The organism is Microbacterium sp. F01 (assembly GCF_056156365.1).
The window spans coordinates 2,172,505-2,196,225 of sequence record NZ_CM149592.1 but is presented as its reverse complement, the minus strand read 5'-3'; the positions used below and the strand labels follow the sequence as shown (position 1 = coordinate 2,196,225).

Sequence of the window (23,721 nt, the reverse complement as noted above, 5' to 3'; positions counted from 1 at the left end):
GGGTTCCACCGCCGCGGAAGCTCAGCGCATGAGTGACGTCGTCCCCGATCTCGAGGGTTTCTGCGGAGTCATCAGCGCCCGGCGCGGCGAACACGTGCTCGGCGAGTGGGCCGTCGGTCTCGCCGACCGCACCGCGGGTGCGCCGAACACCCCCGAGACGCGCTTCGGGCTGGCGAGCGGCACGAAGACCTTCACGGCCCTCACGACGCTCTCCCTCATCGGCGACGGCGACCTGCGTCTGGACACCCGCGCACGAGAGCTCCTTCAGAACGACCTGCCGCTGATCGCCGACGATGTCACCGTCGACCACCTGCTGAGCCACACCTCCGGGATCGGGGACTACCTCGATGAAGAGATCGACGCGCTGGCGCCCCTGAGCGTGCCCGTGCAGCAGCTCGACTCCACGCCCGCCTACCTGCCGATGCTGGAGGGGTTCCCGACGAAGTTCCCGGCAGGGGAGCGGTTCTCGTACTGCAACGGGGGCTATGTCGTGCTCGCGATCATCGCGGAGCGCGTCGGGGGCATCCCGTTCGCCGACCTCGTGCGGACCCGCGTCTTCGAGCCGGCGGGCATGGGCGCAACGGGCTTCCCGCGCTCCGACCGGCTTCCGCCCGGCACCGCCACCGGATACAAGGAGGACGGCCGCACCAACGTGTTCGAGCTCCCGGTCGTCGGGTCGGGAGACGGAGGAGCGCACTCAACAGTCGGCGACCTCCACCGCTTCTGGCGGGCGCTCCTGGCCGGGCGCATCGTCGATCCCTCGCTGGTGGCACTGCTCACCGAGCGGGTCACCGACGACGCCGGAGACGGACTCGGTTACGGCCGAGGAGTGTGGCTCGATGACGACGACCTCATCATCGTGGGCGGCGACCACGGCGTGGTTGCGGTGAGCCGGCATCATGCCCCGAGCGCGACCACCGTCACGGGCCTCGCGAACGTCGAGGTGCCGACGTTCGCACGGGTGCGCGAGCTGATGCACGCCATCAAGGGCGGCGGTGATGCTCCTATTGGTTGTCAAGCCGTGAGGAGCCATTTGCGGTAGGTGGTGGCGAAGTCGTCGTCGCGTCGTTTTCCGCGTTCGATGGTGGAGATCTTCATGGGCCAGACGCTGAAGTGTTGGGCGGCGGTCTCGAGGCTGATGCCGCGTTGCTGGCGGAGAGGGCGGAGATCGTCGAAGGCTGGGATCTCGACGTCTTGGGTGAGCAGGGTGAAGATCTCCCGAGCGACGGTGCGTTTCAGACAGCGGATGATCTCCCGCGTTGAGCGGCCCTCGGCGCGTTTCTTGGCGACGTAGTCTCGGGTGCGTTGTTCGTAGCTCATCCTGACCAGCACGATCCGGTGCAGGGCAGCATTCGCTTGCCGGTCACCGCCCCGGTTCAGGCGGTGGCGGGTGGTCTTCCCGCTGGACGCGGGGATCGGGCTGACTCCGCAGAGCGCGGCGAACGCGGCTTCCCCGTGGAGCCGTTCCGGGTTGTCTCCGGCCGTCACGAGCAGTTGCGCGGCGGTGACCGGGCCGACGCCCTTCGCGGCAGCGAGGGCCGGGTTCTGCTGCCTGGTGAGGTGTTCGAGGAGGGACTCGAGGTCGGTGATCTCGTCGGTGAGCTGCTGGTGTCTGCGGGCGAGGGACCGGAGCGTGCGGGCGACGATCGTCGTCACATCGACGGCATCGGCCGGGCCGGTGGCGGCGAGGGTGCTGATCAGGGATTTATCGGTCCGGCCCCGATACTTCTGGCGGATCTTCTCGGGAGCGGTCACCAACAGGGTCTTGATCTGCACTTGCGCGGCGGTGCGGGCCTTGACAGCGCTGCGGCGGGCGACCAGGACGTGTCGGATCGCTTCGACCTGACCATCCGCGGTCTTCGGCACGGGCAGATCGGTCTCGGCCAGCGCGGTCGCGGCAGCGGCGTACGCGTCGATCGGGTCGGACTTGCCCCGCATCCGCCGGGTCTGCCGGTTCGGGCGGATCACCTCACTGACCAGGATGCCGTGATCACGCAGAACACGGGCCAGGCCGGCCCCGTACGAACCGGTGCCTTCGACACCAACCCGCAGCAGCACACCGAACGACACGATGAACGCGATCAGCGCGAGATAGCCGGCCTCAGTCGCCGGGAACTGACGATCGCCCAGTCTCCGCCCGGCGCTGTCGACGACGGCGGCATGATGCGTATCGGCGTGCGTGTCGACTCCGGCGATGACTTCCACCGCAGGTGTTGTCATGATGGTTCTGCCCTTCTCTAGTCGGATCGGCAACCGACCGGGCGGGCAGACAGGACGTTGATGGGGGCCTGTTCGCCCAGGCTCCTATGAAGTCATGTCCGCCTGGTCGGCGACCTCAGAAGCCCCGCCCGGTGTCGACGGATCACTTTGAAGGCACCAGGGCCAGTCGGAGGCTGAGTCAGACGCTCGGCGGGGCGCTACCAGTCTCAACGTCGGAGGGGCCGAGTAGGTTCGGCCCCATGTCGCCCGTCCGTCCCTTCTCGATCCACGTGCCCGAGGCCGTCCTCGCCGATCTGCGAGAGCGTCTCATCCGGTTCCGACCGCTCCCGGACTCACCGCGGCGGCCGACCTCCGGCATGAGCGGGGAGTACCTCGCGGAGCTCGTCGAGACCTGGCGAGCATGGGATTGGCGCGCGCGGGAGGACTGGCTGAACGCCCACCCGCAGTTCCTCGCCGACATCGGCGACGCCACGATCCACTTCGCGCACCTTCGCTCGGCGCGCGCCGACGCCCCCGCACTTCTCGTGATGCACGGCTGGCCGCACACCTTCGCGCTGCAGCTCGATTTCGCCGATCTGCTGCCCGACTTCCACGTGGTCGTGCCGAGCTTCCCCGGCTTCGCGTACTCGACCGCGTACGCCGACGGCCCGATGACCGAGACGCGGCTGGCCGCGACGATGCATGCCCTCATGACCGAGGTGCTGGGGTACGACACCTACCTGACCTACGGCGAGGATGTCTCCGCGAACGTCAACGACCTGATCGCCGGGACATACCCGGATGCGGTCACCGGCGTGCTCGTCACCCATTCGCACTTCCCCTCGATGACCGAGCGCGCGGCGCTGACCGCGCCGGACGAGGTCGCCTTCTTCGCCCGGCTCGAGCGGTGGGGCGGCGCGAACGGCGCCTACGGGCACATCCAGGCGACGCGACCCGACACGCTCGCCGTCGCGCTCAACGACTCGCCGGCGGGATTGCTCGTCTGGCTGGCCGAGAAGCTCGTCGAATGGAGTGACACGCCGCAGGGTGACCCGCGTGCTGTCGAAGGCCGGATCTCGCGCGAACGCATCCTCACCGAGGCGATGATCTACTGGACCACCCAGTCGATCGGCACGTCGTTCCGTCCGTACTACGAAGGCGCCGATCAGCCCGACGCGATGCCCCCCGTCGTGGTACCGGCATCCGTCCACATCCAGAGGCATGAAGGGGATTACCCGGAAACACTCGCCCGAGGGTTCTACCGCGACCTGCGCACGTTCGAGCGGCTCGACGCGGGCGGGCACTTCGCGATCGCCGAGGTGCCCGCCGCGATGGCCGATCGCGTTCGCGCGTTCGCGCGGGAGCTCCAGCTGATGTGATGGGCTCCGACCGCACCGGACCCGCTCGGAGTGACTCTTTCGGGCCATGCGCGAATAGCCTGATCGGGCGACGCGGAGCCCGTGCCGCCACGCCTTTACTCGGAGCATGTCAGCACTCGCTCCTTCCACCCTCGGCCTCGGCCCAGAACCCACCTCGGCGCCCGCTCTCTCAGCACTGAGCGTCCCCACCCCGGGCGAACGGATCGGCACCGTCGTCGTCGATCGCCGGCTGAACGGTCCACGCCGCTCCGCCAACGGCGGCTTCGCCGCCGGCTCCATCGCCCAGCACATCGACGCGGAGACGACCACCGTGGTCCTGCACCGGCCGATTCCACTCGGCCGTGAGCTGCCGGTCGTCGGAGACGGGAGCGGTGGCGGACTGGTCTTCGACCGGCGACGAATCATCGCACGGGCGCGCCCGGCTCGCCTCGTGGACGCGGCCATGCCTGCCGCGCCGACCTATGACGAAGCACTCGCGGCGAGATCCCGCTACCCGCTGGCCGGCATGCGACACGCTCTGGCCGATTGCGTCGTGTGCGGAACGCAGCGGGTGGACGGCATGCACGTCACGCCGGGACCGCTGGCCGATGGCACACGACTCGCCGCGCCGTGGAGCGTCGACACCCGCGTCGCGCACGCGGGGGTCGCCGACTATCCCGCGGTGTGGGGTGCGCTCGACTGCCCGAGCTACCCGGCGCACGCGCTGGACGCGCGCATCCTGTGCCTGCTGGGGACGCTCACGGGCCGCGTGGAACGCCGTCCGCGCGTCGGCGAGCATCTCGCGGTCCACAGCTGGACCCGCGCGCAGCACGGCCGGCGCTACGAGACGTCCGTCGCGATGATCGACGAGCGCGGTGGTGTGGTCGCCCGGGCGGACGCGACCTGGATCGCCCTGAGGCATCCACGGACGACTGCCCTGCTCGCCCGGCTGGGATAGCCCTCCGCCGGTGGGCGAGCCTGCAGCGCCGCGCACCGGCGGGCACGCCCCGCCCTTGCCGGGCGGGACCGTGGCCCATACTGATGTCGTGTCCACCGTCCGTTACGTCTGGTCGGGCTCCGACGACGTCGCATGGTCGGAGATCGGCTCCGGCCCGCCGCTGCTCATCGGGGGATGGTGGATGAGTCATCTCGAGCGCGACTGGGAGTACGCGCCCTTCCGCGCGTTCGTGGAGGAGATGGCGCGGCATCGTCGCGTCATCCGGACGGACCCGCCCGGAAGCGGGCTCTCACGGTCCCGCACCGAGACTCCCGACAGCCTCGAGCCCCACGTCGCGGCGATGAAGGCCGTGCTCGACGCGGCCGACGCACCGGATGCGACGCTGTTCGCGGGCTCGTCCGGCTGCGCGGTCGCGGTCGAGTTCGCGGCGCGGCATCCGGATCGTGTGCGGCGTCTCGTCCTGTCGGGCGCGTACCTCGACGGCTCCTCGATCGCCTCGCCTGCCGACCGTGCGGCCCTCGTCGAACTCGTGCGCCGCAGCTGGGGCGTCAGCTACCGAGTGATGTCCGACATCTTCTACCCCGACGCCACGGCCGAGCAGCGTCGCGCGTACGCCCGCCACCAGCGTTCGACGGCCACGGCTGACGCCGCGGCTGCGGGGCTTCGCGCGGTGTACTCCTTCGATGCTCGCGCGGCAGCCTCCCGCGTGCGCGCGCCCACCCTCGTGCTGCACCGGAGGGGAGATCGGGCCGTACCTCTGGCGCTCGGTGCCGCCGCCGCGGCCGCGATCCCCGGTGCGCGGCTGGAAGTGCTAGACGGCTCCGCTCATCACCCGTGGCACGGCGACGCCGCCGGCTTCCTGCATCGCGCGCTCGCGTTCGACGGTGTCATCGACCCACAGCTCCCCGGTGGACTCGTGCCCGACACACGAGAGCAGGAGACGGGGCAAGGCCGCGCGGCGTCTCCGATCTCGGCCAGGGAGCGCGAGGTGCTCGTGCTGATCTCCCAGGGCAAGACGGATGCGCAGATCGCGGCCGAACTCTTCCTGAGCGTCCACACCGTGCATCGGCACGTCGCCAACGCCCGGACGAAGCTCGGAGTGCCGACACGCGCGGCGGCGGCGGCATGGGCCGTAGCCCACGCCGCCGGTGCCTAGCGCCTACCGGCGAGACCCCGCCGCTCGAGGAGCGGCTGGATCTCGGCATCCCGCCCGCGGAAGTCGCGATAGGCCTCGAGCGGGTCCTTCGACCCGCCCACGCCGAGCAGTCGCCCGCGGAACCGGTCGCCGTTCTCGCGGCGCAGACCGCCGTTCTCGCGGAACCACTCCACGGTGTCGGCGTCGAGCACCTCGCTCCAGATGTACGAGTAGTAGCCGGCGCTGTAGCCGCCCGAGAACACATGGGCGAAGTACGTCGACGAGTACCGGGTGGGCACGACCGGGCTGTCGAGGCCGATGTCGGCGAGGGCTCTCGCCTCGAAGTCCGCGACATCGATGCCTGCCGCGGCGCCGTCCACCGACAGGGAGTGCCACGCCTGGTCGAGCCATGCCGCCGCGAGGTACTCGCTCGTCGCGAAGCCCTGGTTGAACGCCTCGGATGCGTGGAGCTTCTCGACGATCTCGGCAGGGAGCGGCTCGTCGGTGTCGATGTGGCGGGCGTACGACGCGAGGATCTCGGGCCAGTAGATCCACATCTCGTTGACCTGGCTCGGGAACTCGACGAAGTCGCGGTAGACATTGGTGCCCGCGAAATGCGGGTACGTGACGGTCGCGAACAGGCCGTGCAGCGCGTGGCCGAACTCGTGGAACAGCGTGGTCACCTCGTCGAGGCTGAGCAGCGTCGGGCGCCCCTCGGCCGGCTTGGGCACGTTGAGGTTGTTGACCACGATCGGCTGCGTGCCGCGCAGCCCCGACTGCAGCACGATCGAATTCATCCACGCGCCGCCGCGCTTCGTGTCGCGCGTGTAGAGATCGAGGACATAAAGCCCGAGCGTCGAGGTGTCCGCGTTGTGGATCTCGAAGACGCGTGTGTCGGGGTGGTAGCCGCGGAGGTCGGGGCGCTCGGTGAACGTGATGCCGTACAGGTCCGTCGCGGCGCGGAACACGCCGTTCTGGAGTACCCGCTCGGCCTCGAACCACGGCCGGAGCGCGGCGCGGTCGAGATCGTACTCCGCGGCCCGCACCTTCTCGGTGTAGAACGCCCAGTCGTGTGCCTCCAGAGCGAAGGGCTCGGGGCCGGCGTCGACGATGGCCTGCAGCTTCGCCTGCTCGCGACGGGCGTTCCGAGCCGCCGGCGCGGCGAGCTGGCGCAGCAGGTCGTGGACGGCCGCGGGCGAGCCGGCGGTCTCGTCCGACGTGATGTACGCGGCGTGCGAGTCGTAGCCGAGCAGGGCGGCGCGCTCGGCACGCAGGCGCACGATCTCGAGCAGCGTCGCACGGTTGTCGTTGTCGTTGCCGCGCGATCCGCGGGAGCGGGATGCCGCGAGCAGGCGAGCACGCGACTCCCGATCCGTCAGACTCGACAGGTAGGGGTGGCCGGTGAACAAGGTGAGGGTCACGACCCACTTGCCCTCCAGCCCGCGATCCGCGGCGGCCTGCGCGGCCGCGGAAAGCTCGCCCTCCGCGAGCCCATCGAGCTCGGACGCATCGTCGAACACGATCGCCAGGTCGTTGGTGTCGGCGAGCAGGTTCTTTTCGAACTGCGTCGTCAGGGTGGACAGACGCTGGTTCAGCTCCGTGAGGCGCTTCTTCGCCTCATCGTCGAGCCCTGCGCCGGCATGGGCCATCTCGGTGTGGTGACGCTCCACGAGGTAGCGCTGTTCGGGTGTCAGATCGAGTTCGTCGAGCTGATCGTGGATCGTCTTGATGCGCCAGAACAGCGCGGAGTCCAGCTGGATCGAATCCTGGTGCGCAGACATGAGCGGCGCCAGCTGCTCTTCGATCTCCTGGATCTCGGGTGTCGCGTCGGCCGAAGACACCGTGTAGAAAGTCCGCGCGATGTCGCCCAGCAGTCGTCCGCTCTCTTCGAGCGGCACCAGGGTGTTCTCGAAAGTCGGCATCGATCGCACGCGCGTGATCGTCGACACCTCTCGGGTGTGATCCGCGAACGCCTGCTCGAACGCCGGCAGATAGTGCTCGGGGCGAATCGCTGCGTACTCGGGAAGCCCATACGGCAGCGTGCTGGGGGACAGGAGCGGGTTGTCGTTCGGCATGGCGTCCAGCCTAGTCACGCCGGCGCGGCATGCCGCGAGTATTTTGCAAAGACAGACTTGCAAACAATTTGTTGCAAAGAAGTACTTGCAAAGACGTCTTTGCATCGCTAACCTGAGGTCATGGCAGAGAACGAGACCCCGCAGGCGGACGATGCCGCCGCCCGCTCCGCAGAGCGCCACGACCAGGACCGCGTCCTGGACTCCGGCGCCCTCCGGGCCCTGGCGCACCCGCTTCGCGTGAAGATCTACGACATCCTCAGCCAATACGGCCCACAGACGGCGAGCTCGCTCGCCGAGCGCCTGGGGGAGTCCAGCGGCTCGACGAGCTACCACCTTCGCGCTCTCGCCAAGCAGGATCTCATCCGCGAGGCCGAGGACCGCGGCACCGGGCGTGAGCGCTGGTGGGAGCGTCCCGTCGGTGGCGTGTCCTTCGCGAACCCCGACGCGATGACGACGCCCGCCGGCCGCGCGGCTACACAGGTCGTCATGAACGAGTTCCTGCGCAACCGCAACGACCAGCTGCTCGACTTCGTCAATCGGGGGATCGGCGGCGAGGACGAGATGTGGCAGGAGGGGACCCTGATCTCCACCGCCACCGCGCGACTCACGCCGGAGCAGAGCAAGGAACTGGCGCTCAAGATCATGGCGCTCATCGACGAGACCGTCGACAACTACCGCAATCAGACCGGCGAGAACGTCCGGCCCGTCACCATCCGGGCCGACCTGTTCCCGCTCCCGCAACTAGGAGGACAGTCATGACCGCCATCACGGCAGACGAACTCGCAGCACGTGGGTTCCGGGCATCCGCCACCCGATTCGACCGCGCGCTGCTGCGCGCGGCATCCGCTCTCGACGCGTACGTCGTCGCACGCGTCGAGAAGCGAGACGACGCCCAGGAGCGTCGCGCACTGACCGCACAGGCTGCAGCGAGCGGCGCACGGCGCGAAGCCGAGGCGCGCGCCGCGATGGGGATGCTCCCGCGATGAGCGAGAGCGTCGTCGACACGGCTGAGCGGACCGGATCGCCGGCCGGGCGGGCACGCAGGGTCCCGCTCGGCCGCGATTTCGGCAAGCTGTGGACGGCAGCCGCCTTCAGCAACCTGGCCGACGGGCTCGGGCGGGTGGCGGTGCCGCTCATCGCCACCACCCTCACCCGCGATCCGCTCGCGATCGCGGCCATCGGGGCGCTGGCGTTCCTCCCGTGGCTCGTCTTCGGCCTCCCCGCGGGCATGATCGTCGACCGCTTCGACCGGCGATGGATCATGGCGATCGCGAACGGCATCCGCGGCCTGGCCGCGGTCGGGCTCGCCGTCCTCACTGTCACCGGAGCGCTCGACATCTGGTGGCTTTTCGCCGGTGTGCTGGTGTTCGGCCTCGGCGAGACCCTGTTCGACAACGCGACCAACGCCATCGTGCCGAGCGTGGTCAAGCGCCCCGCGCTCGATCGCGCCAACGGCTGGCTGCAGACGGCGCAGATCACGATCGACAGCTTCATCTCGTCGCCGATCGGCGGTGTGCTGTTCGCGATCTCCCTCGCGCTCCCGCTCTGGGTGGGCGCAGCCGCCTACCTCATCCCGATTGTGCTCGCGGTGATGCTTCCGCTGTCTGCGGCCCGTCCCCTCCACGATGTGCACGCCACATCGGTGCGGGCCGAGGCGGCGGTGGCCGCCGGTGACCCGCTGGCCGCTTCCGAGGAAGCCGCCGAGAAGACCGCGGAGACGGATGCTGCGCCCGCAGCGCGTCCGAACGTCTCGGCGCGTGACGCCTTCGTGTACCTCTGGAACCACCGGTTCCTGCGCTCGATGGTGATCTTCACCTCGATCGTCGGGTCAGCGTTCGCCTTCGCCCAGGCGCCCGTTTACCTGTACTTCCTCGACGTGCAGCACGTCCCGGCCGCCGCGATCGGCGTGGTCACCGCCGGCATCGGGCTCGGCGGGCTCGCCGGATCGTTGGTCGCCGCAACGCTCGTTGCGAAGTTCGGCCGCGGGGCGGTCATGCTCGGGGCCAACGTGGTCGCCGCTCTCAGCCTCGCCGCCGTCTGGGCAGCACCCGAGGCGATCACGGGGACGATCGCCTACGGCCTCATGGCCGCCGCCGTGTCGGTGTGGAACGTGCCGTGGGGCGCGCTGCGTCAGACGATCGTGCCCGGCCACATGTTCGGCCGCGTGCTGGGGATCAGCCGCACCTTCACGTGGGGCATCTTCCCGTTCGCGACGCTCCTCGGCGGGTGGGTCGCCCGCATCGACCTGCGGCTGCCGTTCCTCATCGCGGCAGGTGTCACGCTCGTCGCGACCCTGTTCGCTGTGCGACTGCTCCTCTCGGCGTCGCAGCACGACGCACCGGAGGAATGAGCCCGAGGCCTACGCGAAGCCGTCGTCCGGATCGTGCCGGACGACGGCTTCGCCGTCGGCGTCCAGCGACACGATCACGCCCGTGTCGAGCTCGGCGATCGGCTTCCCCTCGAGCCACGTGAGCGTCCAGCGCGGACGCGGCTGACCGAGCTGGTCACCGGGGATCGTCTCGTCGACGGAACGGATGCCGCGCACCAGCGCGGCGGGGACGGCCTTCGGCGGTTCGTCGCCCGAGGTCCAGCGTGTTCCGAGCTGCATGTCACACCTCCTGAGGAGCGAGCTCGACGCCCTCGATGACGAGTTCGCTCCACCCGTCGAGGAGTTCGAGCGTCTCGATGCGGCCGACGGCCCGCAGGTCGCCCTCGGCGAGCCGCAGGTTCGCGATCGTGTGGTCCTCGGCGCGAATCGTGAGCGACGCCACCGGGGTCTTCTGCGACGCCTTCGCCTCGGTCTTCGCGCGGCGGATGCCGATCAGCGCCGCACTCACCGCCGTGAGCACGGCGGGGTCGCCCCACTCCTCCTCAGGCGCGACGGGCCATTCCGCGGTGTGGACCGAGCCTTCGTTGAACCACGACCAGGCCTCTTCCGCCGCGAACGCGAGCACAGGCGCCAGAAGTCGCAGCAGCGCCGACATCGCCAGGCGCAGCGCGAGTGCGGCGGAAGCCTGCCCCGCGTCCGTCTGGTTGTAGGCGCGCTCCTTGACGAGCTCGAGGTAGTCGTCGCAGAACGTCCAGAAGAACGACTCGGTCAGCTCGAGCGCACGCGCATGGTCGTAGTTGTCGAGGGCTTTCGTGGCCTCGCGCACCACGCCGTGCAGGGTGGCGAGCATCGACGCGTCGAGCGCGTGGGTCACCTCCGCGCCCTCGGGAACCGGGAACGACAGCACGAACTTGGCGGCGTTGAGCACCTTGATCGCGAGGCGACGGCCGATCTTCACCTGCGTGGGGTTCTGCGGGTCGAACGCCGCGTCGGTGCCGAGACGGCTCGAGGCGGCCCAGTACCTCACCGCGTCCGAGCCGTGCTGCGAGAGGATGTCGGCGGGCGTGACGACGTTGCCCTTCGACTTCGACATCTTCTTGCGGTCGGGGTCGACGATGAACCCGGAGATCGCAGCATCCGTCCACGGCGCACGGTCGTCCTCGAGGGCGCTGCGCAGCAGCGTCGAGAACAGCCACGTGCGGATGATGTCCTGACCCTGCGGACGCAGGTCGAACGGGGCGACGAGGTTCCAGAGCTCCGGGTCGCGCTCCCAGCCGCCCGCGAGCTGCGGGGTGAGCGAGGAGGTCGCCCACGTGTCGAAGATGTCGTTCTCACCCTCGAAGCCACCCGGTACACCGCGCTGCTCGGGCGTGTAACCGGCGGGGACGTCGATGGACGGGTCGATCGGCAGCGAGGCGTGGTCGGGCGTGAGCACGCGGTCGTAGTCCCGCTCGCCGTTCTCGTCGAGTGCGTACCAGACGGGGATGGGCACGCCGAAGAAGCGCTGGCGCGAGACGAGCCAATCCCCGGTGAGGCCGTTGGTCCAGTTCTCGAAGCGCACCCGCATGAAGTCGGGGTGCCACGACATGTCCTTGCCGAGCGCGATGAGCTTGTCGCGCAGCGCCTCGTCGCGCGCGCCGTTGCGGATGTACCACTGGCGCGTCGAGACGATCTCCATCGGGCGATCGCCCTTCTCGTAGAACTTCACGACGTGCGAGAAGGGCTTCGGGTCGCCGATCAGCTCGCCGGACTCCTGCAGCAGTTCGACGACGCGCTTCTTGGCGCTGAACACCGTCTTGCCCGCGAGCTCCGCGTACGCCGCCTTGCCGGCCTCCGTCTCGATCGCCTGCGGGGCCTCGGCCAGCACGCGTCCGTCGAGACCCAGGATCGTGCGGTTGGGCAGCTGCAGTTCGCGCCACCACACGACGTCGGTGACGTCGCCGAAGGTGCAGATCATCGCCACGCCCGAGCCCTTGTCGGGCTGCGCCAGCGGGTGCGCGAGCACCGGCACCTCGACGTCGAAGAGCGGCGTGCGCACCGTGGTGCCGAAGAGGGGCTGGTAGCGCTCGTCGTCGGGGTGGGCGACAAGCGCCACGCACGCGGGCAGCAGCTCGGGGCGGGTCGTCTCGATGTGCACGTCGCCGGCGCCGTCGGTGCGGTGGAACGCGACGCGGTGGTACGCGGCGGGCTGCTCGCGCTCTTCGAGCTCGGCCTGGGCGATCGCGGTGCGGAAGTCGATGTCCCACATCGTCGGCGCGAGGTCCTGGTACGCCTCGCCGCGCTCGAGGTTGCGCAGGAACGCGCGCTGGCTGGTGCGGATCGTGTCGTCGGAGATGGTGCGGTAGGTCTGGGTCCAGTCGACACTGAGTCCCAGCTGGCGGAAGAGGTCCTCGAAGTGCTTCTCGTCCTCGACGGTGAGCTTCTCGCAGAGCTCGATGAAGTTGCGACGGCTGACGGGCACCTGGTCTGCGGCCCGGCTGGACTTGTTGTCGCCGCCCTCGAACGGCGGGGTGAAGTCGGCGTCGTAGGGCAGCGAGGGGTCGCAGCGCACGCCGTAGTAATTCTGCACGCGGCGCTCGGTGGGAAGGCCGTTGTCGTCCCAGCCCATCGGATAGAACACCGTCTTGCCGCGCATGCGCTCGTAGCGCACCTTGAGGTCGGTGTGCGTGAACGAGAAGACGTGCCCGATGTGCAGGCTCCCCGACGCGGTGGGCGGGGGAGTGTCGACCGAGTACACGCCCTCACGGCCGACCTCGACGGCGCGGGCGCGGTCGAACAGATACGTGCCCTGACCGGACCACGCGGCGTCCCACTTCTCTTCGAGTCCCTCGAGCGCGGGCTTGTCCGGGATCTGACCCTGTGCGGGGTGGGCGTCGGTCATGGCGTCTCCTCGAGGCGATATGTGCGGCACTGTGTGAGCGTGCCTGAGTGTGGGATGTCGCTCGATTCTACCCGGGTGCAACACACCCGCAGGGCGGAACGGATGCTGCGGCCCGCAGCATCCGTTCCGGTTCAGGCGTTCGCTGTCGCGGTCGCAGGGTCCGTGGCGAGCTCCGGCTCGACGGCGCGGCGTGAGGCGAACCACGCGGAGACGAGCGTGACGGCGGACATGACCGCGAGGATCACGCCGGGGTGCCACCACGCGAAGCCCGTCGCGACGCCAAGCTCGAACGTCAGGTAGGGCACGAACCCGCTGATGGTCGCGGCCAGGGCGTAGGCGAACGACAGCGCCGAGTAGCGGAAGCGATCGGGGAAGAGGTCGTTCATCAGGCCACCGAGCGCAGCCCACGCCATCGTCGGCAGGATGCCGCCGACGAGCATGGTCGCCACGAGGATCGGGAAGGTCGCGAACTGGAGCAGGAAGTACATCGGGAACGTGATGAGGAGCGTGCCCAGCGCGCCCCACACCACGACGTTCGCAGAGCCGACGCGGCTCGCCCAGGCGCCGAACAGCGGGATGGTGACGAGTTGCAGCAGCCCGCCGATGGTTGTCGCGATGAGCAGGTCCTGGAAGCTGAAGCCGAGCTGCTCCACGCCGTAGTTGACCGTGTAGGTGTTCATCAGCGAGTACGACCCGATGCCCAGGAGAGCCGCGCCGATGGCGATCGCCATGGCTCCGGGGCGCTTCGCGAACATCGTGAGGAACGGGACGCGGACGCGGCGCCCCTCTGCGACGACGCGCTCGAACACCGGTGTCTCGGTGATCGACCACCGCAGGTACAGCGACACGAGCAGCAGCGGGACCGCGAGGAGGAACGGGATGCGCCATCCCCACTCGGCGATCTGCTCGGCAGGGAGGACGGCCGTCAGCACGATGAACACGGTGGCGGAGAGGATCGAGCCCACGGGGGAGCCGAGCTGGGGGACCGCGGCGTAGAAGGCGCGCTTCAGCGGTCCGGAGTTCTCGGTCGCGATGAGGATCGAGCCGCCCCACTCGCCGCCGAGCGACAAGCCCTGCACGATGCGAAGGAAGATCAGCAGGATCGCACCGAGCCAGCCCGCCTGGGCATACGTGGGGAGAACGCCGATGAGGCCGGTCGCGACGCCCATGATGGCGACCGTCCACAGCAGCGTCGCGCGGCGGCCGAGCCGGTCGCCCATGTAGCCGAAGATCACGGCGCCGATCGGCCGGACGACGAACGCGAGGGCGATGGTGAGGAACGCCGCGCTGGTCGCGCCGAACTCGCCCAGCGGGTCGAAGAAGAGCGGCCCGACGAAGAACGCCGAGAAGTACGCGAACAGGTAGAAGTCGAAGGATTCAAGGGACGTGCCCACCATCGAGGCCCACGCCACGCGGCGGGTGGGGGCGGATTCGAGGGCGAGCGCGGTGTCGGGTGCTGCTGCGGTCACGGGAGTCGATCTTGGCACGAGTCCAGAAACCCCTGAGGCCGCCCCCGCATTCCCCCTTGCACTCCCACGGTAGAATCGTCGGACCAGCGCTGATCCGGCCATCACCGGGGAGCTCTCGGAAGAACAGGACGCCACGCACGGGGCGTTCACATTAGAACCGAGCGGGGCAGGCCCGTCACAGCCGCAGTGAGAGCGGGCGGTCGCCTCGGCGTCGTCAATGCAGGGTGGTACCGCGGTACGTCTGGTCACGGATCCAGGCTGTGTCGTCCCCGCAGGAAGCACACGAGCGAGCACCTGCGAGAGAAGATGACCTACCCCCGCCCTTCCGCCTTCGGGCCCGCGGCCGACGCCGCGCCGGCCCCCGTCGTTCCGAGCCCCCGCTTCCCCGAGGTCGAGCAGGAGACGCTCGCGTTCTGGGAGGCCGACCGCACGTTCCGTGCGTCGATCGATCAACGCGACGGCGCCGAGGAGTGGGTGTTCTACGACGGCCCGCCCTTCGCGAACGGCCTTCCGCACTACGGTCACCTCCTCACCGGATACGCGAAGGACGTCTTCCCGCGCTTCCAGACGATGCTCGGCAAGAAGGTCGACCGCGTCTTCGGCTGGGACACGCACGGCCTCCCCGCCGAGCTCGAGGCCATGAAGCAGCTCGGCATCACCGAGAAGAGCGAGATCGAGGCGATGGGCATCGCCACGTTCAACGCGAAGTCGAGGGAGTCGGTGCTGGCCTACACCCGCGAGTGGGAGGACTACGTCACCCGTCAGGCGCGGTGGGTCGACTTCGAGCGCGGCTACAAGACGCTCGACCTCACGTACATGGAATCCGTGCTGTGGGCGTTCAAGACGATCTACGACAAGGGCCTCGCGTACGAGGGCCACCGCGTGCTGCCGTACTGCTGGCGCGACGAGACGCCGCTGTCGGCGCACGAGCTGCGCATGGACGACGACGTCTACAAGATGCGCCAGGACCCGTCGGTCACCATCACCTTCCCGCTGGTGGGCGCCAAGGCGGAGGCGCTCGGTCTCACCGCGGTGCGCGCCCTGGCGTGGACCACGACCCCGTGGACCCTGCCGACGAATCTCGCCCTCGCCGTGGGACCCGACATCTCCTACGTCGTGGTGCCGGGAGGCCCGAACGGCGCCGCCGACGTGCACCGCGACGACGAGAAGGCCGAAGCCGAGTCGCACCGCTACCTCCTCGCCCAGGAGCTGCTCGCCGGCTACGCCAAGGACCTCGGCTACGACTCCGCCGACGCCGCGCGCGAGGCCGTCGAGCGGACGGTCCTCGGTTCCGAGCTCGAGGACGTCGCCTACGACCGCCTGTTCGACTACTACGCGGATGCCTCGGTCTGGCGCACGCAGAACGCCTGGCGCATCCTCGTCGACGACTACGTCACCACCGGCGACGGCACCGGCATCGTCCACCAGGCTCCGGCCTTCGGTGAGGACGACCAGCGGGTGACCGAGGCTGCGGGCATCCCGCTCATCATGAGCCTCGACGACGGCGGACGCTTCCTCCCGCAGGTGACGGATGTCGCCGGCGAGCTCTGGATGGACGCCAACCGTCCGCTCATCCGCCTCCTGAAGCAGGACGGGCGCCTCTTGCGCGAGGCGAGCTACGAGCACTCGTACCCGCACTGCTGGAGATGCCGGAACCCCCTCATCTACCGCGCCGTGTCGAGCTGGTTCGTGCGCGTCACCGACATCAAGGACCGCATGCTCGCGGGCAACGAGCAGATCACGTGGGTGCCCGAGAACGTCAAGCACGGACAGTTCGGCAAGTGGCTCGAGGGCGCGCGCGACTGGTCGATCAGCCGCAACCGCTACTGGGGCTCGCCGATCCCGGTGTGGAAGAGCGACGACCCCGAGCACCCGCGCGTCGACGTCTACGGCTCGCTGGAGGAGCTCGAGCGCGACTTCGGACGTCTGCCGCGCAACGCGGAAGGCGATATCGACCTGCACCGCCCGTACATCGACGACCTGACGCGCCCGAACCCGGACGATCCGACCGGCAAGAGCACGATGCGCCGCATCGAGGACGTCTTCGACGTGTGGTTCGACTCGGGCTCCATGCCGTACGCGCAGGTGCACTACCCGTTCGAGAACCAGCAGTGGTTCGACGAGCACTCGCCGGCGGACTTCATCGTCGAGTACATCGGGCAGACTCGCGGCTGGTTCTACGTCATGCACGTGCTCTCGACGGCGCTGTTCGATCGGCCCGCCTTCACCGGGGTGTCGTGCCACGGCATCGTCCTGGGCAGCGACGGTCTGAAGATGTCCAAATCGCTGCGCAACTACCCCGACGTCAGCGAGGTCTTCGACCGCGACGGATCCGACGCGATGCGCTGGTTCCTGATGTCGAGCTCGGTGCTGCGCGGCGGCAACCTCATCGTCACCGAGGAGGGCATCCGCGCGGGCGTCCGCGAGTTCCTGCTGCCGGTCTGGAACGCGTGGTACTTCTTCGCGACGTACGCCAATGCGGCAGGCGGCGCCGGTGGCGAGGGCTACCAGGCATCGTGGCGCACCGACTCGACCGACGTGCTCGACCGCTACATCCTGGCGCTCACGGGCGACCTCGTGCGCGACGTGGCCGCCGACCTCGAGGTGCTCGACTCGACGCTGGCGGCGGCGAAGCTGCGCGACTTCGCGGAGGCACTCACCAACTGGTACATCCGCCGCTCACGTGACCGGTTCTGGGTGGGCGTCTCCGACGACCCGAGGAGCCGCGAGGCGTTCGACACGCTCTACACCGTGCTCGAGACACTCACCCGCGTGGCGGCGCCCCTCATCCCACTGGTCTCCGAGAAGGTCTGGCAGGGTCTCACGGGCGGGCGCAGCGTGCACCTGCAGGACTGGCCCGACGCCGACGCCTTCCCTGCAGCCGACGACATCCGCGCCGCGATGGACGCCGTCCGCGAGGCATCCAGCGTGGCCAACGCGCTGCGCAAGAAGGAGGGCCGTCGCGTGCGTCTGCCGCTTCCCACCCTGACGGTGGCGGTTCCGGATGCTGCGTCCCTCGCGCAGTTCGACGGCATCCTGCGCGACGAGCTCAACGTGAAGTCGGTCGAGCTCATCGAGCTGGGCGACGACGTGTCGGAGCGCTACGGCATCAGCAAGCGCCTCACGGTGAACGCGCGCGCCGCAGGACCGCGCCTGGGCAAGCGGGTGCAGCATGTGATCTCGGGCGCCAAGGCCGGCGTGTGGGAGGAGCGCGACGGCGTCGTGGTCGTCGACGGCATCGCCCTGGAGCCGGGGGAGTACGACCTCACTCTCGAGGCGGGCGGCGTCGCCGAGGGCACGGCGATCTCGCTCCTGGCCGGCGACGGCTTCGTGCTGCTCGACACCACCACGACTCCTGAGCTGGAGGCGGAGGGTCTGGCTCGTGACGTGATCCGCGCCGTCCAGGACACCCGCAAGTCAGCCGGCTTCGACGTCAGCGACCGCATCCGCCTCGGCCTCCTCTTCGACGACGATGCGGACGGCGAGGCCGTCGCCGCCGCGTTCGACGTCGCCGACGTGGCGGGCGAGACGCTCGCCCTCGCACACACCGTGCGGACGCGGGCGACCGAGCTCGCAGCATCCGGTGATTCCGAGACCGCAATCGAATACGAGGCGGTGGTCGACGCGGGAACCTACGCCAACCGCGGCGCCTTCACCGTCTCGGTCGGCAGGACGGGAGTCCAGGCATGAGCGATCGCGACCGGCGGCGCGCCGACGCCGTCTACGAGGCCCTCCTCGAGCGCCAGGGCGAGCGCTGGGTGCAGCCCCGCGTGGAGCGCACGAAGCGGGTGCTCGAGCTGCTGGACGACCCGCAGAAGACCTACCGCGTCGTCCACGTCACGGGCACCAACGGGAAGACGTCGACCAGCCGCATGATCGAGAGCCTCGTGCGCGCGCACGGGCTGCGCACCGGCCTGTTCACCAGTCCTCACCTCGAGCGGTTCACCGAGCGGATCATGGTCGACGGCGAGCCGATCGACGATGCCGCGGTCGCCGACGCGTGGGACGAGATCGCGCCCTTCGTCGACCTGGTCGACGCCGAACTCGCCGCGCACGACGATGCCGCGCTCACGTTCTTCGAGCTGCTCACCGTGCTCGCGTTCGTCGCCTTCGCCGACGCGCCGATCGACGTGCTCGTGCTCGAGGTCGGCATGGGCGGGTCGTGGGACTCCACGAACACCGCCGACGGCGACGTGGCGGTGTTCGCCCCTATCGACCTCGACCACGCGGACCGTCTCGGCGACACCATCGCCGAGATCGCGAGCGTCAAAGCGGGAATCATCAAGGACGGCGCGGCGGTCGTCTCGGCACGGCAGGATGCCGCCGCCGAGGCGGTGCTCCGCGACGTCGCCGCCGCGCACGGCGCCTCGATCGCCTTCGAGGGCGCCGAGTTCGCGCTCGCCGAGCAGCGACTCGCCGTCGGCGGACAGCAGATCACCGTGCGCGGCCTCGCCGCCACGTACGAGGACGAGTACCTGCCGCTCTACGGCGCCCACCAGGGCTTCAATGCCGCGCTCGCGATCGCCGCGGTCGAGTCGCTCGTGGGCGGCGCTTCCCAGCCGATCGCCGGAGACGTGCTGGCGGACGGACTCGGCGGCGTGACCTCGCCGGGACGCCTCCAGCTCGTCGGCGCCGCGCCGACAGTGCTCGTCGACGCGGCCCACAACCCGCACGGCGCCCGAGCCCTCGTGACCGCCCTGCGGGAGGCGTTCGACTTCGACGAGTGGGGCGTCGTGCTCGGAGTGCTCTCCGACAAGGATGCCGCCGGGATCGTTGCGGAGATCGCACCCGTGGCCGCGCACGTGTTCGCCACCGCTCCCGACTCCGAGCGCGCGGAGGATGCCGATGACATCGCCGACCTCGCCGAGGCTCACGATCTGCGGGTCTCCGTGCACCGCGACCTCGCCGACGCCGCGGAGGCGGCGCGCGCGTGGGCCGCAGCATCCGATCGGCGCGCCGTCGTGATCGCGGGATCGGTCGTGCTCGCCGGCGAGGCCCTCGCCCTGGCGGCCGACGAGGACTGGAAGGCCGGGTGGAACGAGTGACGGACGCGAAGCAGCCGAAACCCCGTCGCCCGCGCGGTGCGGCGGAGTCGCTGGCCACGATCGTGCTCGGCTTCGAGTCGATCGTCGTCTTCCTCGGGGGCCTCGTCGTGTACGGGCTCAAGGCGCTGCCCGCCTCGATCGAGCCGCGGTGGGGCATCGTCGCCGGCGCCGTGGTGGCGCTGCTGATGATCCTCACGACGCGCGTGGTGCGCTACCGCTGGGGGATCGTGCTCGGCTGGGTGCTGCAGGTGATCGTCCTGCTCGGCGCCTTCCTCGTGCCGGCGCTCGCGATCGTCGCGCTCATTTTCGGCGGCATGTACGGGTATGCGACGATCAAGGGGGCCGCTCTCGACCGGCGCAACGCGCGCCTCGCAGCCCGATCTCCCGAAGAGCACTGACTCCTCCCCACGCCTGATCCGTAACGAAAGGTCCCGCATGCCCATCGAAGAGACCCTCGTCCTCGTCAAGCCCGACGGAGTCGCCCGCGGCCTCACCGGCGCGATCCTCGCCCGCATCGAGGCGAAGGGGTACGCCCTCGTCGACATCCGCCTGGTGGAGCCCGACCGCGAGACCCTCGAGCGCCACTACGCCGAACACGAGGGCAAGCCGTTCTACGAACCGCTGCTCGAGTTCATGATGTCGGGCCCGTCGGTCGCGATCCGTCTCGCCGGCAACCGCGTGATCGAGGGCTTCCGCTCGCTCGCGGGCACGACCGACCCCACGACCGCCGCCCCCGGAACGGTCCGCGGCGACTACGGCCGCGACTGGGGTCTGAAGGTGCAGCAGAACCTGGTGCACGGCTCCGACAGCCCCGAATCCGCCGCGCGCGAGCTCGAGATCTGGTTCGGCTGAAAACCCTCTCGGCTGACCTCGGGAGCACCCACCGGCCGATCCGAGGTCAGCCGAACAGCGTCTGCCAGATGTTGACGACCGCGTTCATCTCGAGCTGCGCCAGCAGCAGGATGATCGCGTAGCTGACGATCGCCGCCAGCGGCACCCAGACCGTCAGGCGGTCGGCCACGTCACGGACCCGATCGGATGCCGGGACCAGGCCGGCCCGGAGCATGTGCAGCGTCACGGCGTAGAAGGTCGGTATCGTGACGGCCCAGGTCACCATGCACCACGGGCACAGCGTGTGGAGGTTCGGTGCGTAGATGCTCTGGCTGATGAGCCAGATCACGAACCCGAACGCGAACGCGATGCCGGCCCAGAAGCACCACCAGAACCAGCGGGCGAAGCGCGCGCGCGCCAGGATCGCCATGCCGACGACGATGGGCGCCACCCATCCCGTGAGACCGATGATCGGGTTGGGGAAGCCGAACGCGCTGCCCTGCCACGAATCGAGGTTCGCGCTGCACTGCACCAGCACGCTCAGATCGCACGACGCGATCGCGTCGGGGTTCGCCAGCTTCTCGAACTTCTCGACCGTGAGCGAGTAGGCCGCCCACCACCCGATCACGCCCGCGATCACGAGCCATACGGCGAGTCCGGTCGGCCGGGTGTGGGTCTGCTGCTCGGGCATGCCTCGGATTATGGCACCGAGATCTGCACGGATGCCGCACCCCGGCGCCGTGGCAAATCGCCGATGCGCGGCGTGGGGAAGGCGCGGTCACGGGCCGAATGGGCATTCTGGCGGGGGAAGTGCGATAATGGGGGTCGATGACTCACGGCCGCGCCGTGGCGATCATCACCAGAAGACTTCAGGGCGACGAATGCCCTTGGCAGCGCGAGCATCCGCCTAGCGCCGGACGACCGCTGCAGACCGAGTGAGTTCGCGGCACCGCCCCGTCCAATGGGGCATGGGCGGCGCTGCACGAGATTTCGCCGGGCGACGCGCGGTGTCGCCCCGCTAGGAGTACGCCAGTGATGGCTGATGGAACCGATGCAGAATTCACCCCTCAGACCGAACCGGACGCAGCGCTGACATCAGCGGGCGACGAGGCGACGCCCGCGGCTGACGCGGATTCGCCGGTCGAGGAGCCGCAGGAGACCGCCGAGGTCTCCGCGCAGGCCGAGGAGAGCCCGGCCGAGGACGCTGTCGACGCGTCCGAGGCAGCCACCGAGGCGGAGGATCCCACGGAGCCCGACGCCGACGCGACTCCCGAGCCGGCCGATGAGACCGCCCCGGCCGAAGCGTCGCCGGCCGCGGCGCAGCCCGAGTCCCCGGCAGAGTCCGAGACCCCCGCGGAGCCAGAGACCCCCGCGGAGCCCGACGCCGTGACGGCGGTGAGCCTGGGGCTGTTGCCCGAGGTCTTCGTGTCGGCGGTGTCGACGCAGCTCATGTTCTACGCGCCCGAGATCACGCCGCTTCCCGCGCGCCCGGGCCGCCCGCAGCCGGAGGCGGAGCCCGAGGCCGCGGCGCCGTCCAGCACCTCGCGCCGACGCAGCCGTCGCCGCGGCGAAGGGCGGGACGAGGCATCCGCTCCATCCGAGCCGTCGCAGCCCCGTCAGCGTGCCGTCGAGCTCATCACCGAGCCGCAGCGCATCAAGGGCTCGACCCGGCTCGAGGCCAAGAAGCAGCGCCGCCGCGATGGTCGCGAGGCCGGCCGCCGCCGCGCGGTGGTGACCGAGGCGGAGTTCCTCGCCCGTCGTGAAGCTGTCGACCGCGACATGATCGTGCGCTCGCGCAACGGCCGCATCCAGATCGCGGTGCTCGAAGACAACGTGCTCGTCGAGCACTACGTCGCCCGCAACCAGGACGCGTCGCTCATCGGCAACGTCTACCTCGGCCGCGTCCAGAACGTCCTGCCGAGCATGGAGGCCGCCTTCGTCGACATCGGCCGCGGCCGCAACGCGGTGCTGTACTCGGGCGAGGTCGATTGGGACGCCGTCGAGACCGGCAACCAGCCGCGCCGGATCGAGCTCGCGCTCAAGACCGGTGACCGCGTGCTCGTGCAGGTCACGAAGGATCCGGTAGGGCACAAGGGCGCGCGCCTCACGAGCCAGATCTCGCTCCCCGGTCGCTACCTCGTGTACGTGCCGGGCGGCAACATGAACGGCATCTCGCGCAAGCTTCCCGACACCGAGCGCGCCCGCCTCAAGAAGATCCTCAAGGAGGTGCTGCCCGAGTCGTCCGGTGTCATCGTCCGCACGGCCGCCGAAGGCGCCACCGAGGACCAGCTGACGCGCGATGTGCAGCGCCTCACGAACCAGTGGGAGCACATCTCGAAGCAGATCGAGACGATCCAGGCGCCCGCGCTGCTGCACTCGGAGCCCGACCTCCTGGTCAAGATCGTCCGCGACGTCTTCAACGAGGACTTCTCGAAGATGCTCATCCAGGGCGACGACGCGCACCACACGATCTCCAAGTACCTCGAGTCCGTCGCGCCTGACCTCCTCGAGCGCGTCGAGCGTTACGAGGGCGAGCACGACCCGTTCGACGTCTTCCGCGTCACCGAGCAGATCGAGAAGGCCCTCGACCGAAAGGTGTGGCTCCCCTCAGGCGGCTCGCTGGTCATCGACCGCACCGAGGCGATGACCGTGGTGGACGTCAACACCGGCAAGTTCGTCGGCTCGGGCGGCAACCTCGAAGAGACCGTCACGAAGAACAACCTCGAGGCCGCCGAGGAGATCGTCCGCCAGCTGCGCCTGCGCGACATCGGCGGCATCATCGTCGTCGACTTCATCGACATGGTCCTCGAGTCGAACCGCGACCTCGTGCTGCGGCGCCTCGTCGAGTGCCTGAGCCGCGACCGGACGAAGCACCAGGTCGCCGAGGTCACCTCGCTCGGTCTCGTCCAGATGACGCGAAAGAAGCTCGGACTGGGTCTGCTGGAAACCTTCAGCGAGGCCTGCGAGGTCTGCGCGGGGCGCGGCTTGATCGTGCACCACGACCCGGTCGTCAAGCACCGCGTGCCCGCCGCCGGCGGCGCGCCCTCGTCCGGCCGTCGCCCGCGCGGCGGCGCCCCGGCGCCCGCGACCGGCAGCGGCTCGAACGGCACGCACGTGATCACGGAGGGTGTGAAGTCGGCGCTCGCGCAGATCGCGGCATCCACGATCCACCACAGTGAAGAGGCGCCGCACGTCGAGCCGGAGCCGATCGTCGAGCAGGCCCCCGTCGAGCGTCCGAAGAAGCCGCGCAAGAAGCGCCAGGATTCCGGCGCGAAGAAGGAGAACCGCACCGAGAAGGATCTCCTCCTCGACTCGGTGCTGAACGCCCTTCCCGAGCCCAAGGCGCCGGGACAGGGTCGCTCCCGTCGCCGGGTGACGACCGCGGCGCTCACGGGCACCCCGGTGCCCCACACGCCCTCGGACGACTGAGCGCAGCGCGCC

17 protein-coding genes and 1 pseudogene are annotated in these 23,721 nt (G+C 69.6%); 12 read left to right on the top strand and 6 right to left on the bottom strand.

Annotated elements, in window-relative coordinates; genetic code table 11:
- Window positions 1-28 precede the first annotated feature (28 nt).
- Complete coding sequence (locus ACVN90_RS10005) at window positions 29-1,042, top strand: serine hydrolase domain-containing protein (RefSeq protein WP_475101951.1); 1,014 nt, start codon at window positions 29-31, stop codon at window positions 1,040-1,042.
- Between the two features lie 152 nt (window positions 1,043-1,194).
- Here ACVN90_RS10005 and ACVN90_RS10000 read toward each other — a convergent pair.
- A pseudogene (locus ACVN90_RS10000) lies at window positions 1,195-2,220 on the bottom strand (IS110 family RNA-guided transposase); the annotation flags it as partial.
- 239 nt (window positions 2,221-2,459) lie between these two features.
- Between ACVN90_RS10000 and ACVN90_RS09995 the strand changes: the two are divergent.
- The 3 genes from ACVN90_RS09995 (at window position 2,460) to ACVN90_RS09985 (ending at window position 5,671) form a co-directional block, all read left to right on the top strand.
- Entirely contained in the window at window positions 2,460-3,578 is a 1,119-nt protein-coding gene (locus ACVN90_RS09995) for an epoxide hydrolase family protein (RefSeq protein WP_475101950.1), read from the top strand.
- A 106-nt stretch (window positions 3,579-3,684) separates the two neighbouring features.
- Window positions 3,685-4,515 (top strand): hypothetical protein, encoded by an 831-nt coding sequence (locus tag ACVN90_RS09990; RefSeq protein ID WP_475101949.1) that lies wholly within the window; start codon window positions 3,685-3,687, stop codon window positions 4,513-4,515.
- Window positions 4,516-4,603: 88 nt separating this feature from the next.
- Window positions 4,604-5,671: an alpha/beta fold hydrolase gene (locus ACVN90_RS09985; RefSeq protein WP_475101948.1), complete on the top strand. Its 1,068-nt coding sequence runs from the start codon at window positions 4,604-4,606 to the stop codon at window positions 5,669-5,671.
- On the opposite strand, the gene ACVN90_RS09980 is transcribed toward ACVN90_RS09985, so the two are convergent.
- Window positions 5,668-7,725, bottom strand: a complete 2,058-nt coding sequence (locus ACVN90_RS09980) for a M3 family metallopeptidase (RefSeq protein ID WP_475101947.1) — start codon at window positions 7,723-7,725, stop codon at window positions 5,668-5,670. The genes ACVN90_RS09985 and ACVN90_RS09980 overlap by 4 nt on opposite strands.
- Window positions 7,726-7,845: 120 nt before the next feature.
- Between ACVN90_RS09980 and ACVN90_RS09975 the strand changes: the two genes are divergently transcribed.
- Genes ACVN90_RS09975 through ACVN90_RS09965 form a run of 3 tightly spaced genes read left to right on the top strand, consistent with a single transcriptional unit; the run spans window position 7,846 to window position 10,075 of the window.
- Window positions 7,846-8,484: an ArsR/SmtB family transcription factor gene (locus ACVN90_RS09975; RefSeq protein ID WP_475101946.1), complete on the top strand. Its 639-nt coding sequence runs from the start codon at window positions 7,846-7,848 to the stop codon at window positions 8,482-8,484.
- On the top strand, window positions 8,481-8,711 hold the full coding sequence (locus ACVN90_RS09970; protein ID WP_475101945.1) for a hypothetical protein: 231 nt from the start codon (window positions 8,481-8,483) through the stop codon (window positions 8,709-8,711). The genes ACVN90_RS09975 and ACVN90_RS09970 overlap by 4 nt, the downstream gene beginning before the upstream one ends.
- Window positions 8,708-10,075, top strand: coding sequence for an MFS transporter (locus tag ACVN90_RS09965; RefSeq protein WP_475101944.1), 1,368 nt, complete (start codon window positions 8,708-8,710; stop codon window positions 10,073-10,075). Before ACVN90_RS09970 ends, ACVN90_RS09965 begins: the two co-directional genes overlap by 4 nt.
- Window positions 10,076-10,084: 9 nt before the next feature.
- On the opposite strand, the gene ACVN90_RS09960 is transcribed toward ACVN90_RS09965, so the two are convergent.
- The 3 genes from ACVN90_RS09960 to ACVN90_RS09950 form a co-directional block, all read right to left on the bottom strand.
- Window positions 10,085-10,333, bottom strand: a complete 249-nt coding sequence (locus tag ACVN90_RS09960; RefSeq protein ID WP_116193228.1) for a hypothetical protein — start codon at window positions 10,331-10,333, stop codon at window positions 10,085-10,087.
- A gap of 1 nt (window position 10,334) precedes the next feature.
- A complete protein-coding gene (gene valS / locus ACVN90_RS09955) occupies window positions 10,335-12,935 on the bottom strand; it encodes a valine--tRNA ligase (protein ID WP_475101943.1) in 2,601 nt (866 codons plus the stop codon).
- 131 nt (window positions 12,936-13,066) lie between these two features.
- Window positions 13,067-14,404, bottom strand: a complete 1,338-nt coding sequence (locus tag ACVN90_RS09950) for an MFS transporter (RefSeq protein ID WP_475101942.1) — start codon at window positions 14,402-14,404, stop codon at window positions 13,067-13,069.
- Window positions 14,405-14,710: 306 nt separating this feature from the next.
- Between ACVN90_RS09950 and ileS the strand changes: the two genes are divergently transcribed.
- From ileS to ndk, 4 genes are read left to right on the top strand one after another with little or no spacing between them, the layout of a single operon-like run.
- Window positions 14,711-18,094, top strand: coding sequence for an isoleucine--tRNA ligase (gene ileS / locus ACVN90_RS09945; protein ID WP_475101941.1), 3,384 nt, complete (start codon window positions 14,711-14,713; stop codon window positions 18,092-18,094).
- On the top strand, window positions 18,091-19,449 hold the full coding sequence (locus ACVN90_RS09940) for a bifunctional folylpolyglutamate synthase/dihydrofolate synthase (RefSeq protein WP_475101940.1): 1,359 nt from the start codon (window positions 18,091-18,093) through the stop codon (window positions 19,447-19,449). The genes ileS and ACVN90_RS09940 overlap by 4 nt, the downstream gene beginning before the upstream one ends.
- The gene (locus tag ACVN90_RS09935; RefSeq protein WP_475101939.1) at window positions 19,437-19,847 is read left to right on the top strand and encodes a DUF4233 domain-containing protein; all 411 of its coding nucleotides are present in this window, start codon (window positions 19,437-19,439) and stop codon (window positions 19,845-19,847) included. The genes ACVN90_RS09940 and ACVN90_RS09935 overlap by 13 nt, the downstream gene beginning before the upstream one ends.
- A gap of 37 nt (window positions 19,848-19,884) precedes the next feature.
- Window positions 19,885-20,301 carry a nucleoside-diphosphate kinase gene (gene ndk / locus ACVN90_RS09930; RefSeq protein WP_116193233.1) on the top strand — a complete coding sequence of 139 codons (417 nt, stop codon included), beginning with the start codon at window positions 19,885-19,887 and terminating at the stop codon, window positions 20,299-20,301.
- A gap of 46 nt (window positions 20,302-20,347) precedes the next feature.
- Here ndk and ACVN90_RS09925 read toward each other — a convergent pair whose 3' ends face one another.
- A complete protein-coding gene (locus ACVN90_RS09925) occupies window positions 20,348-20,971 on the bottom strand; it encodes a vitamin K epoxide reductase family protein (RefSeq protein WP_475101938.1) in 624 nt (207 codons plus the stop codon).
- A 344-nt stretch (window positions 20,972-21,315) separates the two neighbouring features.
- Between ACVN90_RS09925 and ACVN90_RS09920 the strand changes: the two genes are divergently transcribed.
- A complete protein-coding gene (locus ACVN90_RS09920; RefSeq protein WP_475101937.1) occupies window positions 21,316-23,709 on the top strand; it encodes an Rne/Rng family ribonuclease in 2,394 nt (797 codons plus the stop codon).
- The last annotated feature ends 12 nt before the right edge of the window (window positions 23,710-23,721 follow it).

What these genes read in the sequence shown, in the direction of transcription:
- ACVN90_RS10005 (WP_475101951.1), top strand. Translation starts at nt 29, where the DNA reads ATGAGTGACGTCGTCCCCGATCTCGAGGGTTTCTGCGGAGTCATCAGC.
- ACVN90_RS09995 (WP_475101950.1), top strand. Translation starts at nt 2,460, where the DNA reads ATGTCGCCCGTCCGTCCCTTCTCGATCCACGTGCCCGAGGCCGTCCTC.
- ACVN90_RS09990 (WP_475101949.1), top strand. Translation starts at nt 3,685, where the DNA reads ATGTCAGCACTCGCTCCTTCCACCCTCGGCCTCGGCCCAGAACCCACC.
- ACVN90_RS09980 (WP_475101947.1), bottom strand. Translation starts at nt 7,725, where the DNA reads ATGCCGAACGACAACCCGCTCCTGTCCCCCAGCACGCTGCCGTATGGG.
- ACVN90_RS09975 (WP_475101946.1), top strand. Translation starts at nt 7,846, where the DNA reads ATGGCAGAGAACGAGACCCCGCAGGCGGACGATGCCGCCGCCCGCTCC.
- ACVN90_RS09970 (WP_475101945.1), top strand. Translation starts at nt 8,481, where the DNA reads ATGACCGCCATCACGGCAGACGAACTCGCAGCACGTGGGTTCCGGGCA.
- ACVN90_RS09965 (WP_475101944.1), top strand. Translation starts at nt 8,708, where the DNA reads ATGAGCGAGAGCGTCGTCGACACGGCTGAGCGGACCGGATCGCCGGCC.
- ACVN90_RS09960 (WP_116193228.1), bottom strand. Translation starts at nt 10,333, where the DNA reads ATGCAGCTCGGAACACGCTGGACCTCGGGCGACGAACCGCCGAAGGCC.
- valS (WP_475101943.1), bottom strand. Translation starts at nt 12,935, where the DNA reads ATGACCGACGCCCACCCCGCACAGGGTCAGATCCCGGACAAGCCCGCG.
- ileS (WP_475101941.1), top strand. Translation starts at nt 14,711, where the DNA reads ATGACCTACCCCCGCCCTTCCGCCTTCGGGCCCGCGGCCGACGCCGCG.
- ACVN90_RS09940 (WP_475101940.1), top strand. Translation starts at nt 18,091, where the DNA reads ATGAGCGATCGCGACCGGCGGCGCGCCGACGCCGTCTACGAGGCCCTC.
- ndk (WP_116193233.1), top strand. Translation starts at nt 19,885, where the DNA reads ATGCCCATCGAAGAGACCCTCGTCCTCGTCAAGCCCGACGGAGTCGCC.
- ACVN90_RS09925 (WP_475101938.1), bottom strand. Translation starts at nt 20,971, where the DNA reads ATGCCCGAGCAGCAGACCCACACCCGGCCGACCGGACTCGCCGTATGG.
- ACVN90_RS09920 (WP_475101937.1), top strand. Translation starts at nt 21,316, where the DNA reads ATGGCTGATGGAACCGATGCAGAATTCACCCCTCAGACCGAACCGGAC.